Source organism: Luteibacter sp. HA06 (genome assembly GCF_054061215.1).
The window spans coordinates 3,700,391-3,715,020 of record NZ_JBSSDZ010000001.1 but is presented as its reverse complement, the minus strand read 5'-3'; the positions used below and the strand labels follow the sequence as shown (position 1 = coordinate 3,715,020).

Below are 14,630 nucleotides of genomic sequence, written 5' to 3'. Positions count from 1 at the left end.
GTATGCGACCCGAAGCACCGCGCAATCCCCTGCGTGGCGTTCCCCCTGTCGAGCCCGCCGGCAGAGTGTGCCGCGATTTTATGACAGGGGGATGTGACACACCCGACGACTCAGGAAGGTTTCTGCTTGGTTCCGAAAATCTTGTCGCCGGCATCGCCCAGGCCGGGGAGGATGTAGCCGAGCTCGTTCAGGTGGTCGTCGATGCAGGCGGCGTAGATCTCGATATCCGGGTGTGCCGCTTCGATGCGCTTGAGGCCTTCGGGTGCGGCCACGAGGAACAGGCCCTTGATCTTCTTCGCGCCGGCCGCCTTGAGCATGTCCACCGTGGCGACCAGAGTGCCCGCCGTGGCGAGCATGGGGTCGACGATGATCGCCGTGCGCTCGTCCATGCCACCGCTGAGCTTCTCGTAGTAGGCGACCGGTTCGAGGGTCTCTTCGTCACGCTGCAGGCCAACGACGCTCACCTTGGCGGCAGGGATCATTTCCAGCACGCCGCTGAGCATGCCCAGGCCAGCACGCAGAATCGGCACGATGGTGACTTTCTTGCCCTTGATGTGGGTGACCTCGACCGGGCCCGCCCAGCCTTCGATCATCTTGCACTCGGTTTCCATGTCGGCCGTGGCTTCATAGGTAAGCAGCGCGGCGACTTCCGAAGCGAGTTCGCGAAACTCCTTCGTACTGATGCCAGCGCGGCGCATCAGGCCGAGTTTGTGCTGGATGAGCGGATGGCGAACTTCGACGATTTTCATGGGTAAGCAGTCGATGGCAGGAATGCCGGGATTGTCGCATGCGAGATCTGTGTGGGAGCCGCTTCAGCGGCGATGGGTGCTCGCAGGAGCATCGCCGATGAATCGGCTCCCACACAAAGCAGGTCCCCCCACACAAAGCAGGTTTCCACACAAAACAGGTTCCGCCAGAGCTTTTAGCCCTTCAGGCAGGTGCTCATGAAGGTCTTGCGCTCGTCACCCTTCAGGCTCTTCGCCGAGGCGTCCTTGTTGCAGGTGGTCATCTTCTGTTGCTGGGTCTGCTTGGCAGCCGGGGCGGCGGAATCGCCCTTCAGGCAGGAGCTCATGAAGGTTTTGCGGTCATCACCCTTCTTGCCGGTCGCCTGCGTATTGCATGTCGACATGCGCTGTTGCTGCGGCGTCAGTTCTTTCTTGGCGGCTGCCTGCGGGGCGGCCATCGCGCTAGCGGAAAAGGCGAGCAGGGAAGCAACGGCAAGGACACGAAGCTGCATACACATGGCAAACCCCTACGTGACGCCGGGCGAATCCGGCGTGGCTGAGCTTACCGCGCTGTGCAGGGTGCCGCTACGCCCGCTCTGTCTGCTGCCTGCCGTCTGTGGGAGCCGCTTCAGCGGCGATGCTCTTGGCCAGCACCCATCGCCGCTGAAGCGGCTCCCACACTAAAGCGGTCCTTGGACCTCTTTCAGGTCCCGGATGTCAGGCGGCCTTGGTCGACGCCGAGCGCCGCGGGCCTTCCTTCAATGCGTGGCGGATCTCTTCGACGATGAGGTCTACCTCGGCGCTGGTCACGCGAAAGTGCGGCGTGAAGCGCAGCGAGTTGGCGCCGCCGTGGATGACGCCCACGCCGCGCTCGCGCATGTATTCCTCGGTCGAGCCTTCGCCGTAGCACTTGTAGTCGGTGGCGAGTTCGCAGGAGAACAGCAGGCCGGTGCCCTGGACCTTGGTGATCATGCCGCCGAGTTCGGTCTTGAGGCCTTCCAGCTTCTGCAGGAATTCCTGGCCACGGTCACGGATGTTGGCGCGGACCTCGTCGGTCAGCTCCGCCAGCGTAGCAACGGCGACATCGAGGGCGCGCGGGTTCGCGGTCATCGTGTTGCCGTAGATACCCTTGCGATACAGGCCGGCGACGCGGTCGGTCACGGCAAGCACGGACAGCGGGTACTGACCGGCATTGAGCGCTTTGGAGAAGGTTTCCATGTCCGGCGCTTCCAGCGATTCGAAGCCGGGGTAATCGATGATCGACAGCACGCCATGCGCACGCAGGCCGGCCTGGATCGAGTCGACCAGGAGCAGGGTGCCGTGCTCGCGGGTGAGTTCGCGCGCGGCGGCGTAGAACTCCGGCGTGAGTGCGCGGCCCGGATCGCCTTCGCCCATGACCGGCTCGAGGAACATAGCCTCGATGAACCAGCCTTGGCGATCGGCTTCGGCAAAAGCTGCCTTCAGCGAGGCCACGTTGTACGGCTCGACCGTCACCAGGGTGTCTTCGTCGCGGAAGCTCGCCAGATGCTGCTGGTAGTTGCGGCGCGATGAATCCGAATAGATCGCCGGACGCTCGGTGCGGCCGTGGAAGGCACCCTTCACGGCGAGGCGCTTGATGGTGCGACCGGCGTGACGCGCGCCCGGATCGGTCATCACGCGTGCGTTGACGTCCGCGATGCGGCCGGCGAGCGTCACCGATTCCGAGCCCGAATTCAGGCAGAGGAAGTGCGAGTAGGGGCTGCCGCCGCGGTTACGACCGAGCTCCTTGTTCAGCGCTTCACAGAGGCGCAACTGCGAAACGTTCGCTGTCATGACGTTGGCCATGACCTGGGGGCGCGACATGGCGTCGACGATGTGCTGCGGATTGTGGCCGAAGCCGAGCATGCCGTAGCCGCCGTTGTCGTGGATCACGGCGCCCTTGAGGGTGACGACCCAGGGACCGCGCGCAGCGGCGGGAACGTAGGGGTTCACGCCGTCGTCGGGGTAGAAGTTCACCAGGCCGCACTGCAGGTGATCGATCTGCGCGGATTCGTCCATGCGCAGGAAGTCGCCCATGTCGGCGCGGAGCGCCTGGTGATAGGCGACAGCCTCTTCAATGGCCTGGACCAGGGTGGGGTCGATGCCGGCGAAGCGCTCGACCGTGGCGTCGGCCAGGCCCTGCGTACGCGGCGTACCGCCAAAGTTGCGCATATCGCGCAGAAGACCGATGACGTCCATAACCCACTCCTCAACTTCGAATGACGCGGAACTGGTTCCGACCTATCCCTTAAGACGCCGCTAAGTGTCTATATGTAAAGGGATTATTTCCCCAGCATATCACGCGGTTTTTGGCCGCGTAACCCCCGGGTGACGCTTGTCACATCCGCACAATGACGCAAGCGACTGCCGCCAAGGGGTTGCGACGGAATATGTTGCGTCGCAAGGGAGGACACCATGAACAACGACACCTGCATTGCGCGTCTGGACCAGGTCGGCAAGCGCTACGGCGCCATCGTCGCACTGGACGGAATCAACCTGGAAATTCACCGTTGCGAGCTGCTCGCCCTGTTGGGCCCCAACGGCGCCGGCAAGAGCACCAGCATCGGCCTGCTGCTCGGCTTGCTCCAGGCCGACAGCGGCAGCGTCAGCCTTTTCGGCCGCGATCCGCAGGACATCGAGGCGCGTCGGCGTATCGGTGTGATGCTGCAATCGGCCGCCTTGCCACCGACCCTCAAGGTTCGCGAACTGATCAGCCTCACCGCCAGTTACTACCCGGCACCGAGGACGGTCGCCGAATGCGCCAGCCTGGCGGGCATTGGCGACCTTCTCGGTCGCAAGTACGCGGACCTGTCCGGCGGCCAGCAACGCCGCGTGCAGTTCGCCATGGCGCTGGCGGGAAAGCCGGAAATCCTCTTCCTCGACGAGCCCACGGTCGGCATGGACATCGTCGCCCGTCAGGCGCTCTGGGCAGCGATCCGCAAAGCCGTCGCCGATGGCTGCGCCGTCGTCCTCACCACCCATTACCTGGAAGAAGCCGAGGCCCTGGCCGACCGCGTCTGCGTGATCGCCAAGGGACGCGTCGTTTCCGAAGGCACCGTGGATGCCCTGCGCGCGCATGTCGCCGTACGCCGTATTCGCTGCATCACCTCGACACCCGCCGCCACGGTCGCGACCTGGCCCGGGGTGATTTCAGCCGAGATGGTGCAAGGTCGTCTCGCTGTCGCCACGGCCGAAGCCGAGACTGTCGTGCGTCGACTTCTCGACCACGACGCGACACTGAGCGAGCTCGAAGTGCAGCGTGCCGGCCTGGCCGAAGCTTTCACCGAGATCACCCGCGAATCCGAGTCGACCGATCTTTCCCAGGAGGCCGCATGAACACCTTCGACAGCACCGCCACGCCGGTGATGACCACCGGCCGGGTGATCAACGCCTATGTGCAGGAAGCGAAGTCGGAATGCCTGCGCTACCTGCGCAACCCCGGGTTCCTATTGCCGACGCTGCTGTTCCCGTCGGTGTTCTACCTCATGTTCGGCATCTTCCTCGCACATTCGAACAGTGCGGACGCGCCACGCTATTTGCTCGCGTCATACGGGACGTTCGGCGTGATGGCGCCGGGCCTGTTCGCTTTTGGTGTGTCGCTGGCGCTGGAACGTGACACGGGTCTGCTCACCCTCAAGCGCGCCATGCCGATGCCTCCCGGTGCGTATCTGCTCGGCAAGATGTGCATGGCCGTGCTCGTAGCAGCTGTCATCTCGATCATCCTGATGTGCATGGCGGTGTTCCTCGCCGGCGTGTCGCTTCCCGCCTCGCGGCTGGCCCTGTTCTTCGTGCTCGAAATACTCGGCGTGCTGCCGTTCTGCGCACTCGGCCTGCTGATCGGGACACTCGTGAAGGGGCAGGGCGCACCCGGCGTGGTCAACCTCGTCTACCTCCCGATGGCCTTCCTTTCCGGCTTGTGGTTCCCGCTGTCGATCATGCCTTCCTTCATCCAGTCGATCGCACCGATCTGGCCGGCCTACCACCTGGACCAGCTGGCGCTCTCGGTGGTCGGGCTGGGGCAGGGCAACGTGCTTCTTCATGTGCTCGTGCTGGTCGGCTTCACGACGGTCTTCCTGTTCGTCGCGGCGCGCCGCCTGCGTCGCTACGGTTGAAGTAGCATGAACCCACGCCTTTCCTCGGATACCCGCATGGCCCGCTCCTGGTTCCAGCCGACGCCCGATTCGCTCTGGAACCGCTTCCGCGAGAAGCCGCGCCTGCGCCTGGCCAGCCTGTTCAATCTCGTGTGGACGGTTTACGTCTTCGGCGACCTGGTGTTCGCGGAAAAGCTGAATCCGCACTGGTGGCTGGCGACCCTGATCGCCTTCCCGCTCTTCCTGGCGATCTATGCGATCAGCTACATCCGGCCGATCCGGCAGTCGCCCTGGTTCGCCGCCGCGGTCGCCCTGCTCGCGTATTCGATCATGGGTATCAATGCGAGCGGCGGCGGGTGCTTCATGATCTACGCGTGCGCCATCATGGGCTTCGAAGGCTCGCCCAGGCGTTGCTACACCGGCATGGCCTTCGTCATCGGCGGGTTCGTGCTGGCAGGCACCTTCGTTTACACCTGGCCCCCGTCGATCCTGGCCACGATCAGCTTCGTCGCGGTGTGCGTGGGCTCGATCAACGTCATCTACCGCTTCAACGCGCAACGCGACGCCGAGCTGAAACTTTCCCACGACGAAGTCCGCCGCCTCGCCGCCATGGCCGAGCGCGAACGCATCGGGCGCGACCTGCACGATCTGCTTGGCCACACGCTTTCGCTGATCACGCTGAAGCTTGAACTGTCGCGTCGCCTGATCGATCGCGATACGGAAGCCGCGCGCCGCGAGATGGAAGAAGCCGAAACGGTCGCCCGTCACGCCCTTGCCGAGGTGCGCTCCGCCGTCACTGGCATCCGCGCCACCGGGCTTGCCGGTGAGCTGGCTTCCGCGCGCCTGCTGCTCAATGCTTCCATGGTGGAGTTCGATTACGTGAGCAACCTGCCCGAACTTCCCGAGCGCCTGGAAGCCGGTCTCGCGCTGATCCTTCGCGAAGCGGTGACGAATATCCATCGTCATGCGCATGCGTCGTCGGCGGAAGCCCGTGTCGAGGTCAAGGGTAGTGAACTGACCTTGTGCATCGCCGATAACGGCAAGGGTGGTGTGAGCGAGGAAGGCAACGGCATCTGCGGGATGCGTGAGCGCGTACGCGCCCTCGGCGGCACACTGGCTTTTGAATCGGAGCGCGGCAAGGGCACACGCGTGCGCATCGCCGTGCCTTTGACGGCCGCAGACCGTCGGCTCGCACCGACCACCGTCCCCGACGCGCTCGGGTTCGAGCCGCGACCGATCTCGTGATGCGAATGCCATCCGCCAGCCCGGATTCCCTGCTCGGCAGCCTGCGGTCGCCGACCTACCTGCGCTGGCAGGCAGGCCTGCAGGTGTTCTGGCTGTACGCGTTGATCCAGACGCCGCTCGCACTGAGGGGTTTCGCCTGGACGTGGTTCGCACCGACGCTGTTGTCGATCCTGGTGTACCTGGTCTGCTACATGGGCGTTTATATCGCGCCGCTGCGGCGCCTGCCGTTCCACGCTGCCAGCATCGTCGTGATGGGTTTCATCCTGTGGGTCGTCAATCCGCTGTCGCTGGGTTACGTGATCATCGGCGTGACGCTGCTTGCCTATGCGCCGCATCCGCGCGCCTGGCTGCTTGGCGTCGTGGCTGCCACGGTGGTCACGCTGGTCTGGGTCTACGCCTTCGCTGTGCCGCTGCTGCACGTCGCTATCGTCTTCGGTGCGGGGCTTGCTGCCGGTTTCAGCAACTTCCTCTACGTGCGTGGCGCACGTCGTGATGCGGAACTGCGCCTGTCGCAAACTGAAGTTCGCCGGCTGGCAACGCTCGCCGAACGCGAGCGTATCGGCCGCGATCTGCACGACCTGCTCGGCCACACCCTCTCGTTGATCACGTTGAAAGCCGAGCTTGCCAAGCGCCTGGCGCTGGCCGATCCCGCTCGTGCCCAACAGGAAATGGAGGAAGTCGAGCGCGTGGCTCGCCATACGCTGGCCGAGGTGCGCAGCGCCGTCACCGGCCTGCGTGCAGGAGACCTGGGCAGTGAACTGGTCTCCGCACGCCTCATGCTCGAAGCCTCCGGTATCGCGCTGAACGTCGTCATGCCCGAGCGTCTCGCCTTGCCCGCACCGACCGAAGCGGCGCTCTCGCTGGTGCTGCGCGAAGCGATCACCAATATTCATCGACACTCACGCGCCACCGAAGCGCGCGTGGTCATTACCCGTAACGGACAGGATTTTTCGATGCGCATCACCGATAACGGTTGTGGCGGACTCGCCGCTCACGGCAATGGGGTCTCCGGCATGCGCGAGCGCGTGCGGCAGGTCGGTGGCAAGCTGGCGATCGACTCACCGGCGAAGCAGGGCACGGTGCTCGCGATTGCGGTTGCGGCGCCGCAGGCGCTGCAAGGGAGCCCGGCATGATTCGCGTGCTGATTGCCGAAGACCAGGCCATGGTGCGTGGCGCCTTGTCGGCCCTGCTCAACCTCGAATCCGATATCGAAGTGCTCGGCTCTGCGGCGGATGGAGAGATTGCGTGGCGGGAACTGCAGCGGCTCAAACCTGACGTGCTGGTGACCGATATCGAGATGCCCGGCCTGACCGGTCTCGAACTCGCCCAGCGTATCCACCGCCACGAGCTGCCGATGAAGGTGATCATCGTGACGACGTTCGCCAGGCCCGGCTTTCTTCGCCGTGCGCTGGACGCCGGTGTCAGCGGTTACCTCCTCAAGGACGCGCCCGCCGAGAACCTGGCCGAAGCCCTGCGCATGGTCCATCGCGGTGGTCGCGCCATCGACCCGCAGCTGGCGCTCGAGGCATGGTCCGAGGCCGACCCCCTGAACGACCGCGAGCGGCAGGTCCTGCGTCTGGCGGGCGAGGGCGCCTCGGCCAGCGATATCGGCACGCAGCTGAATCTTTCGCACGGCACGGTCCGGAATTACCTATCCGAGGCCATCGGCAAGCTAGGGGCGACCAACCGCATCGAAGCCTTCCGCCTGGCTCGCCAGAAAGGCTGGCTCTGACCGCTACAATGCGGCCGTAGCTCGCCATTCCCGGCGTGCGTTTCAGGGAAGTCATCGGAGTGGCCCACGTCTTGCGGACCCTGGCGATCGTCGCGATCGCGGCGATGCTTGTCGCCGCCTGCAGCCGCGCGCCGGCTCCACTGACCCATGATGCCTATGTATGGCAGCGGCAGTGGACGCCCGCCCTGCGCGAGGCCATGGCGAGCTCGTCCGACCTCGTGCGCGACTGGCGCGTGCTGGTCGCGCAAGCCGATCGCAACGGCGCTCTCCACACCTTTGCCCCCGATCGGGACGCACTGGCCCGGAGCGGTCGTCCTGTCGTGCTGGTCGTGCGTATCGACGGAAGGCTGGCGAGCTTCGACGCCCAGGTGCTCGCTGAGCGGATCGCGGCGCTCACGACGGGGTGGCCTTCCACGCAGCTGGCTGGCATCGAGATCGACTACGACTGCCCGACCGCGCGCCTGCCGGCCTATACGGCCTTCCTTGGGCAACTGCGCGCACGGCTCGGATCGCTCTCCCTCTCGATCACCGCGTTGCCGACGTGGATCGGCTCGCGCGACCTGGATGTCCTGCTGGCCGTCCCCGATGAGTCCGTGCTGCAGGTGCATGCCGTGCAGGCGCCGCAGGCGGGCTTGTTCGATCCGGTGGTTGCCGATCGTTGGGTCAATGCCTTCGCGACGCATACCCGCAAGCCCTTTCGCGTCGCACTGCCGACGTACGGTTCGCGTGTGAGCTGGAACGACGATGGCAGCCTCCTCGCGGTGGAAAGCGAGCGCGCCGCGCTGGCGGAAGGTGCAGCGTCGTCGGAGCTCTATGCTGCCCCTGACACCGTGATGGCCTTCGTGGCGCAGCTCTCGCAGGATCGCCCCCGCGGTCTCGCCGGCATCGTCTGGTTTCGCCTTCCAACCGTCGATGACACGCGGGCATGGAGTCTCGCCACGTGGCGCGGTGTCGTCAGCGGTCATCTCGATAAACAGCCGCTCCTGCTCACGTTGAAGCCGGGCTCTTCCGCAGACGCGCCTTCCGACATCATGCTGGAGAATGCAGGCGCGACAGACGCAGCACCACCGTCGCGCGTCGCCCTGCCGGCGTCCTGCGAACTGGCCGACGGCATCGACGGCTATCGCCTGCAGCGCACCGACGCTTCCCTCGAACTCATCGCCGAGAACGCACGTCCCGTGCCTGCCCGTACACGCCGCGCCATTGGCTGGGCACGCTGCAAGCCCGGTACGCCGCTCACTCTTTCACCGACACCCGCACAAGGAACGCCCGTTTCATGATGAAGCAGAAGACGCTCGCGATCGGTCTCGCGCTCGCCGTCGTCGGCGCGGTCGCCTGGGCCTGTGGCCCGGATTTCCCGACCCAGATGCTGGACGATCGCGCCGCCACGCTGAAGGCCGTTCCGCAGAACACCTTCGCCTTCGAGGCCCAGCATCTGCTCCCGGCCAGCGACGGCCTGGAAGCGGTCGAGGCAGGGCGCTACGAGACCGAGCCGAAGACAAAGGCGGATCTGTCGCCCGAGCAAGCTGAGCGCGTGAAGACGCTCCAGGCCTCGGCAACCGGCGCGCTGGCGTTCGAGGGTGGAGCAGACCTTCCGGCTGATGTACGAGCCTACGTTGCCGGTGCGGTCGACTGGGCGCGCGCGACAGAGGATTGCCCTGGTGCACCGGAGAGCCAGTACGGCGAAGCGCTGAGCAAGCCGCCGTGTGCGGTCTTCGATGCCGATGCGCTGGACAAAGCGCAGGCGAGCTTCGAACAGGTTCTCGCCCTGCCGCCGGACCAGGCGACGCATCGCGGCGCCTGGGCCGCTTATATGCTGGGCGAGGTGCATGCATTGCGTGCCGCGAAGGCAGCCGGCACACCGGCTTTCGCCACCCAACGCGACGCGGCGGCGAAGGCTTTCCAGCAGGTGCGTGCTCGCGTGCTCGCCGGTGCGTCCGACGTCCAGGGCCTCGCGGTCGCGAGCTTCGGCGAAGAAGCACGGCTGAGCCTGTATGCGGACGCGAAGCCCTGCGTGTGGGTGGACCTCTACAACAGCGAGGACTGTGCATCGTCCCTCTCGCCAGCTGATCTGAAACACGCTATCGCACTGTATGCCGCGCAGGCCGGACACGGCTCCGACAACGCGGTGCAGTCGCTGGCATCCATCGCCAGCGCCGTGCTCGGCAATCAGGACCAGGTGGACGCACTGATCGACGGACCCGTCTCGCAGCGGCTCCTGGTCACCTATGCGTTGAGCTGGGTGAGCCCGCAGACCTCGGACGGCAAGCCACAGCCGGCACTCACTGCCCTGGTCGACGCCATCCAGAAGAACGGCATGGACAAGGTCAGTGCGGCGGATCGCCTCGCCGCCCTGGCTTACGAACTCGGTCGCTATGACGATGCCGAGAAGCTGGTCGCCAAAGCCGATGGTCCGCTGGCTGCCTGGGTGCGTGCCAAGCTGGCGCTGCGCAAAGGCGATCGTGAAGGCGCGGCGCGCGACTATGCCGATGCCGCGAAGGCCTTTCCTCGTGTGGACGATCCGAAAGCCGCACTCGAGCCGGACAGCGTGCATCGCCTGATGGGCGAACGGGGTGTGCTCGCGCTGGCCCGCGGTGAATACGTCGAAGCGATGACCCGCATGTACGAAGCCTCCACCGCAGTGGGCGGCGACGGTAACGTCTACGACAGCGAACTCGAAGCGTCCGGTGCCGGGTACGGCAACGACATGACCTACGTTGCCGAGCGCGTACTGACCGCCGACGAGCTCAAGGCCTTCGTCGACGCCAGGGCACCCGCTTCACCAGCGCCCACCACAAAGCCCGATAAGGATCATCCGGCCGAGCCGTTATCGCTTAACGATCGTCTGCGCTGGCTCTTGGCGCGTCGACTCATGCGCGCCGGTCGCTATGACGACGCCGATGCGTATTTCGCGCCGACGCTGGATCCTCGCTTCGGCGATGTAGACCTGCGTGCCAAGGCAAAGGAGTACGCAAAGGACCTCCACGACGGCGATCACGCCTGGACCGATATCGGCAAGGCGGAAGCCCGCTACGCCGCTGCGAAGATCGCTCGTGAGAACGGCATGGAGCTGATCGGCTACGAGCAGGGTCCGGATTTTGGTGACAACGGCGGCGGCTACCAGGGTGGCAGCGGCCAGACCGCCGAGACACTGAAGGGTGACCTGGTCACCGCCGGTGAGCGCCAGCGTTTCAACGACACCGCGGCCCAGCCGGATCGTCGGTTCCACTATCGCTATCTCGCTTCCGACAAAGCCGTCTCCGCCGCCGACCTGCTGCCGCCGCGTTCGCAGGCCTTTGCCGCCAGCCTGTGCATGGCGACGAACTGGATGCTGGAAGGTCCGCCCGACTACAACGAAGCCGCCGACGGCGACGCCACCAAGCCCCTCAATGAGCGGCAGCGTCGTGTCCAGGCCTACTACGCCCGCTACGTGAAGCAGGGCCCCTACGTGGAGTGGGCCGACAGCTTTGGCTGGAACTGCGAAGAGCCCGACTTTGCCAGCGCCCGCAAGCTGAAACGCGCCGAACAGGTGAAGGCGGTCAAGCACGTCATCCGCAAGTACCTGCCGGTGGAGATAGCGGTTTTCGTGCTGGCGGTGGCTGGCCTCGCCTACCTCATCATCCGCCGCCGCAAACGCCGAGCCATGGCTGGATAAGCCGATGCTTCCTGTGGGAGCCGGCTGCGCCGGCGATGCTTCCTGAAGGAACCGGCTACGCCGACGATGTTCTGTGTGGGAGCCGCTTCAGCGGCGATAACGGTGCAGCTTCACCGCTCCGTTGGCTTTTCGCCGATGAATCGGCTCCCACATGTCCTCATTCGCCGATGAATCGGCTCCCACAGAAAGCGGCTTCGGTCGGGATGGGCGATAATGCCAACCCGCCTCGTGAACCCCTCTCTCGTGAAGAAATCCGATTTCGACTTCGACCTGCCGCCCGACCTGATCGCCCAGGCCCCCCTGGTCCGGCGCTCGGGCAGCCGGTTGCTCGTGGTCGACGTGGGCGCCCACACGAAGAAGGACCGGAAGTTCTACGAGCTCCCAGAAATGCTCCAGCCGGGCGACCTGCTGATCTTCAACGATACCCGGGTGCTCCCCGCGCGCCTCTACGGCCGCAAGGACACCGGCGGCGAAGTCGAGATTCTCATCGAGCGTGTCACTGGCCCGCACGAGGCCCGCGCCCAGCTCGGCGTGAGCAAGAAGCCCAAGGAGGGTGGGAAAATCGAACTCGCCGACGGCAGCATGATCACCGTGCTGGGTCGTGAGGGGGAGTTCTTCCTGCTGCGTTTTGAAAGTGAGGAGCCCCTCGAACGCCTGCTGTCGCGCCTCGGCGAAATGCCCCTGCCGCCGTACATCGAGCGCGGTGCGGAAGAAGCGGACAAGGAGCGTTACCAGACCGTTTTCGCACGCGAGCCCGGTGCCGTTGCCGCACCGACGGCCGGTCTCCATTTCGACGAAGAACTCCTCGCCAAGCTCCGCGGGCGCGGCGTCGAGATGGGTTACGTCACCTTGCACGTCGGCGCCGGTACCTTCCAGCCAATGCGTGCGGAGGATGTCCGCGACCACGTGATGCATCGCGAGTGGCTCAACGTCGGTGCTGGTCTCGTGGAGAAGATCCGCGAGACGCGCGCTGCTGGTGGCCGCGTTGTTGCCGTCGGCACCACGGTGGTCCGGGCGCTGGAAAGTGCCACTGTCGAAGGCGTGCTGCGCCCGTTCGCCGGCGAGACCCAGATCTTCATCTTCCCCGGCTACAAGATCACCAGCGTCGATGCGCTGATTACCAACTTCCACCTGCCGCAGTCGACCCTGCTGATGCTGGTTTCGGCGCTGGCTGGTAAGGAAGCGATCCTGGAGTCGTACCGCTACGCGGTGCTGCAGCGTTACCGGTTTTTCTCCTACGGCGACGCGATGCTGATCATTCCGGCGAAGGCCAGCTGAGGCCCGGAGCCCCTCTCGCAGCGTGACGCGGCTCACCCTTCCTTGCGAAATCAGCCCTAAAGTTTTTACGATCCCTGCCGAAACGGCTCATTGAAGAGCCGTGCGCAGCGACCCCGAAAGGGCGCCGCGCACGATGAACAAGGACGGTTTGGAGTAGTGGCAAGATGCGGGTTACAGGGGATGACCGTTGGCGCACAACGGTGTACGGGCTGATTTTCCTGTTTGCGGGCGGTGCCAGCGTTACCGTGGCGGCGCAGCAGACCACGTTGGACAAGCAAGAGCAGCTACGTCGCGCGCAGCAGCTCGATCAGAAGGAAACCGAGCGCCAGCAGGCGCCATTCCAGGCCCCACCGCCGACCCAGGTCGAGCGGGTGGATGCGCCGTTGCCAAAAGAGACCCCATGCTTTCCCCTGCAAAGCCTTCGGCTCGAAGGTGAGCGGCTGGCGGATTTCGCTTGGGCGCAACGCTACCTCGACCGTTTCGTCGGCCAGTGCGTCGGCCGCGAGGGCCTGGAAGCCTTGCAGCATCGTCTGTCCAACTTGCTCATTGCGCGTGGCTACGTCACGACGCGGGTCGGCGTGCCGGCGCAGGACATTTCCCAGGGCCACCTCCGCATGCTCCTCGTGCCGGGCATCCTGCGGCATGTCCGGTTCGCGGAAGGCTCGCCCGCGCTCGACTGGCGTACGGCGTTCCCGATCCACGAGGGTGACCTGCTCAACCTCCACGCGATCGAGCAGGGCCTCGAGCAACTCAAGCGCGTGCCCTCGCAGGATGTAACGATGGACATCGCGCCCGGTGAGGAAGTCGGCGAATCCGATGTCGTCCTCACGGTGCACACCACGCGCCGCTGGCATGTCGTCGTCGACACAGGCGACTCCGGCCTCAAGGGCACGGGCCGTTACCAGGGCAACCTCAACTTCTCGCTGGACAATCCGTTCGGCTGGAACGACCTGTTCACCATCGGCGCCGGGCACGCGTTGTTCACCCATCCCGACGGCGGCAGCACGTTCAGCGAGAACGCAACCTATAGCGTGCCGCTGGGCTGGTGGACCTTCAGTGGCTCGGTGTCGACGTATCGCTACGAGCAGTGGATCGAAGGCTTCGACAACCGCTTCCGCTCGACGGGCAGTTCCACTTCCAGCGACATTACCGTGCAGCGTCTGCTGACACGCGGCACGTCGAGCAAGACCTCGCTCGAAATGCGTCTGGCCGCGCGCAGTGCGCACAGTTACATCCAGGGCGTGGAAGTCGGCATCCAGCGTCAGCGCGTCGCCAGTGCGGAGCTGGCGCTGGTACACCGTCATTACATCGGCCAGGCGCAGATCGACGCGCGGCTCGGCTACCAGCGTGGCACGCCTTGGTTCGGCAGCCAGTGGATCGGCTACGACCCGCAGGTCGGTTATCCGACCAACCGCTACGGCCTGACCACGCTCGACCTCTCGTTGAGCAAGCCCTTGGTGCTCGGTAGCCTCCAGGCGATCTGGGATAGTAGCCTGCGCATGCAGCGCTCCACCGACCATCTTCCCTCCGCCGAACTCATCACCATCGGCGGGCGCTACTCGGTGCGCGGCTTCGACGGCGAACAGACGCTGGCAGGCGAACGCGGTGCCTACCTGCGCAACACCCTCACGCTGCCGCTCGGCATGGTCGCGCCTTACGTGGGCGCGGATATCGGCCGCGTCGCCGGGCCTTCGACGCGGGCGGGGCAACGCCAACTTACCGGCGCAGTGCTTGGCCTGCGTGGCAGCTACAGCGGCCTGAGCTGGGATCTCTTTGCGGGACGACGCATCCATGCGCCCCGCGGGTTCGACACCGCACAACCGACGACGGGCTTCCAGCTCATCTACCAGTACTGAAACGGGCAGGGGCGTCCAGACGGGCGGCCG

Annotated in this window: 12 protein-coding genes; 9 read left to right on the top strand and 3 right to left on the bottom strand. The window is 65.3% G+C overall.

All coding sequences use genetic code 11. From position 1 onward, the window contains the following. Positions 1-110: 110 nt before the first annotated feature. The 3 genes from upp to ACVWWJ_RS17085 form a co-directional block, all read right to left on the bottom strand. Complete coding sequence (upp, locus tag ACVWWJ_RS17095) at positions 111-749, bottom strand: uracil phosphoribosyltransferase (RefSeq protein ID WP_456968832.1); 639 nt, start codon at positions 747-749, stop codon at positions 111-113. Between the two features lie 173 nt (positions 750-922). Then, complete coding sequence (locus ACVWWJ_RS17090; protein ID WP_159893449.1) at positions 923-1,243, bottom strand: PsiF family protein; 321 nt, start codon at positions 1,241-1,243, stop codon at positions 923-925. Between the two features lie 199 nt (positions 1,244-1,442). After that, positions 1,443-2,942: an aminotransferase class III-fold pyridoxal phosphate-dependent enzyme gene (locus tag ACVWWJ_RS17085; RefSeq protein ID WP_159893451.1), complete on the bottom strand. Its 1,500-nt coding sequence runs from the start codon at positions 2,940-2,942 to the stop codon at positions 1,443-1,445. Between the two features lie 216 nt (positions 2,943-3,158). Here ACVWWJ_RS17085 and ACVWWJ_RS17080 point away from each other — a divergent pair, with 216 nt between their 5' ends. The 9 genes from ACVWWJ_RS17080 (at position 3,159) to ACVWWJ_RS17040 (ending at position 14,600) form a co-directional block, all read left to right on the top strand. After that, positions 3,159-4,079, top strand: coding sequence for an ABC transporter ATP-binding protein (locus tag ACVWWJ_RS17080; protein WP_456968831.1), 921 nt, complete (start codon positions 3,159-3,161; stop codon positions 4,077-4,079). Beyond that, on the top strand, positions 4,076-4,855 hold the full coding sequence (locus ACVWWJ_RS17075) for an ABC transporter permease (RefSeq protein WP_159893455.1): 780 nt from the start codon (positions 4,076-4,078) through the stop codon (positions 4,853-4,855). The genes ACVWWJ_RS17080 and ACVWWJ_RS17075 overlap by 4 nt, the downstream gene beginning before the upstream one ends. 6 nt (positions 4,856-4,861) lie before the next feature. Beyond that, complete coding sequence (locus ACVWWJ_RS17070; RefSeq protein WP_456968830.1) at positions 4,862-6,079, top strand: sensor histidine kinase; 1,218 nt, start codon at positions 4,862-4,864, stop codon at positions 6,077-6,079. After that, a complete protein-coding gene (locus ACVWWJ_RS17065) occupies positions 6,079-7,212 on the top strand; it encodes a sensor histidine kinase (RefSeq protein ID WP_456968829.1) in 1,134 nt (377 codons plus the stop codon). Before ACVWWJ_RS17070 ends, ACVWWJ_RS17065 begins: the two co-directional genes overlap by 1 nt. Continuing rightward, a complete protein-coding gene (locus ACVWWJ_RS17060) occupies positions 7,209-7,811 on the top strand; it encodes a response regulator transcription factor (RefSeq protein WP_159893461.1) in 603 nt (200 codons plus the stop codon). The genes ACVWWJ_RS17065 and ACVWWJ_RS17060 overlap by 4 nt, the downstream gene beginning before the upstream one ends. Before the next feature lie 59 nt (positions 7,812-7,870). After that, positions 7,871-9,091, top strand: coding sequence for a DUF3142 domain-containing protein (locus ACVWWJ_RS17055; RefSeq protein ID WP_456968828.1), 1,221 nt, complete (start codon positions 7,871-7,873; stop codon positions 9,089-9,091). Next, positions 9,088-11,466 (top strand): hypothetical protein, encoded by a 2,379-nt coding sequence (locus tag ACVWWJ_RS17050; RefSeq protein ID WP_456968827.1) that lies wholly within the window; start codon positions 9,088-9,090, stop codon positions 11,464-11,466. Before ACVWWJ_RS17055 ends, ACVWWJ_RS17050 begins: the two co-directional genes overlap by 4 nt. Positions 11,467-11,679: 213 nt before the next feature. Continuing rightward, positions 11,680-12,744, top strand: a complete 1,065-nt coding sequence (gene queA / locus ACVWWJ_RS17045) for a tRNA preQ1(34) S-adenosylmethionine ribosyltransferase-isomerase QueA (RefSeq protein WP_456968826.1) — start codon at positions 11,680-11,682, stop codon at positions 12,742-12,744. A gap of 200 nt (positions 12,745-12,944) precedes the next feature. Further along, positions 12,945-14,600, top strand: coding sequence for a ShlB/FhaC/HecB family hemolysin secretion/activation protein (locus ACVWWJ_RS17040; RefSeq protein WP_456968825.1), 1,656 nt, complete (start codon positions 12,945-12,947; stop codon positions 14,598-14,600). Positions 14,601-14,630: the final 30 nt, after the last annotated feature.

Coding starts and splice junctions, on each gene's coding strand:
- ACVWWJ_RS17060 (WP_159893461.1), top strand. CDS start 7,209: ATGATTCGCGTGCTGATTGCCGAAGACCAGGCCATGGTGCGTGGCGCC.
- ACVWWJ_RS17085 (WP_159893451.1), bottom strand. CDS start 2,942: ATGGACGTCATCGGTCTTCTGCGCGATATGCGCAACTTTGGCGGTACG.
- ACVWWJ_RS17075 (WP_159893455.1), top strand. CDS start 4,076: ATGAACACCTTCGACAGCACCGCCACGCCGGTGATGACCACCGGCCGG.
- ACVWWJ_RS17050 (WP_456968827.1), top strand. CDS start 9,088: ATGATGAAGCAGAAGACGCTCGCGATCGGTCTCGCGCTCGCCGTCGTC.
- ACVWWJ_RS17080 (WP_456968831.1), top strand. CDS start 3,159: ATGAACAACGACACCTGCATTGCGCGTCTGGACCAGGTCGGCAAGCGC.
- queA (WP_456968826.1), top strand. CDS start 11,680: ATGCCAACCCGCCTCGTGAACCCCTCTCTCGTGAAGAAATCCGATTTC.
- ACVWWJ_RS17065 (WP_456968829.1), top strand. CDS start 6,079: ATGCGAATGCCATCCGCCAGCCCGGATTCCCTGCTCGGCAGCCTGCGG.
- ACVWWJ_RS17090 (WP_159893449.1), bottom strand. CDS start 1,243: ATGTGTATGCAGCTTCGTGTCCTTGCCGTTGCTTCCCTGCTCGCCTTT.
- ACVWWJ_RS17070 (WP_456968830.1), top strand. CDS start 4,862: ATGAACCCACGCCTTTCCTCGGATACCCGCATGGCCCGCTCCTGGTTC.
- upp (WP_456968832.1), bottom strand. CDS start 749: ATGAAAATCGTCGAAGTTCGCCATCCGCTCATCCAGCACAAACTCGGC.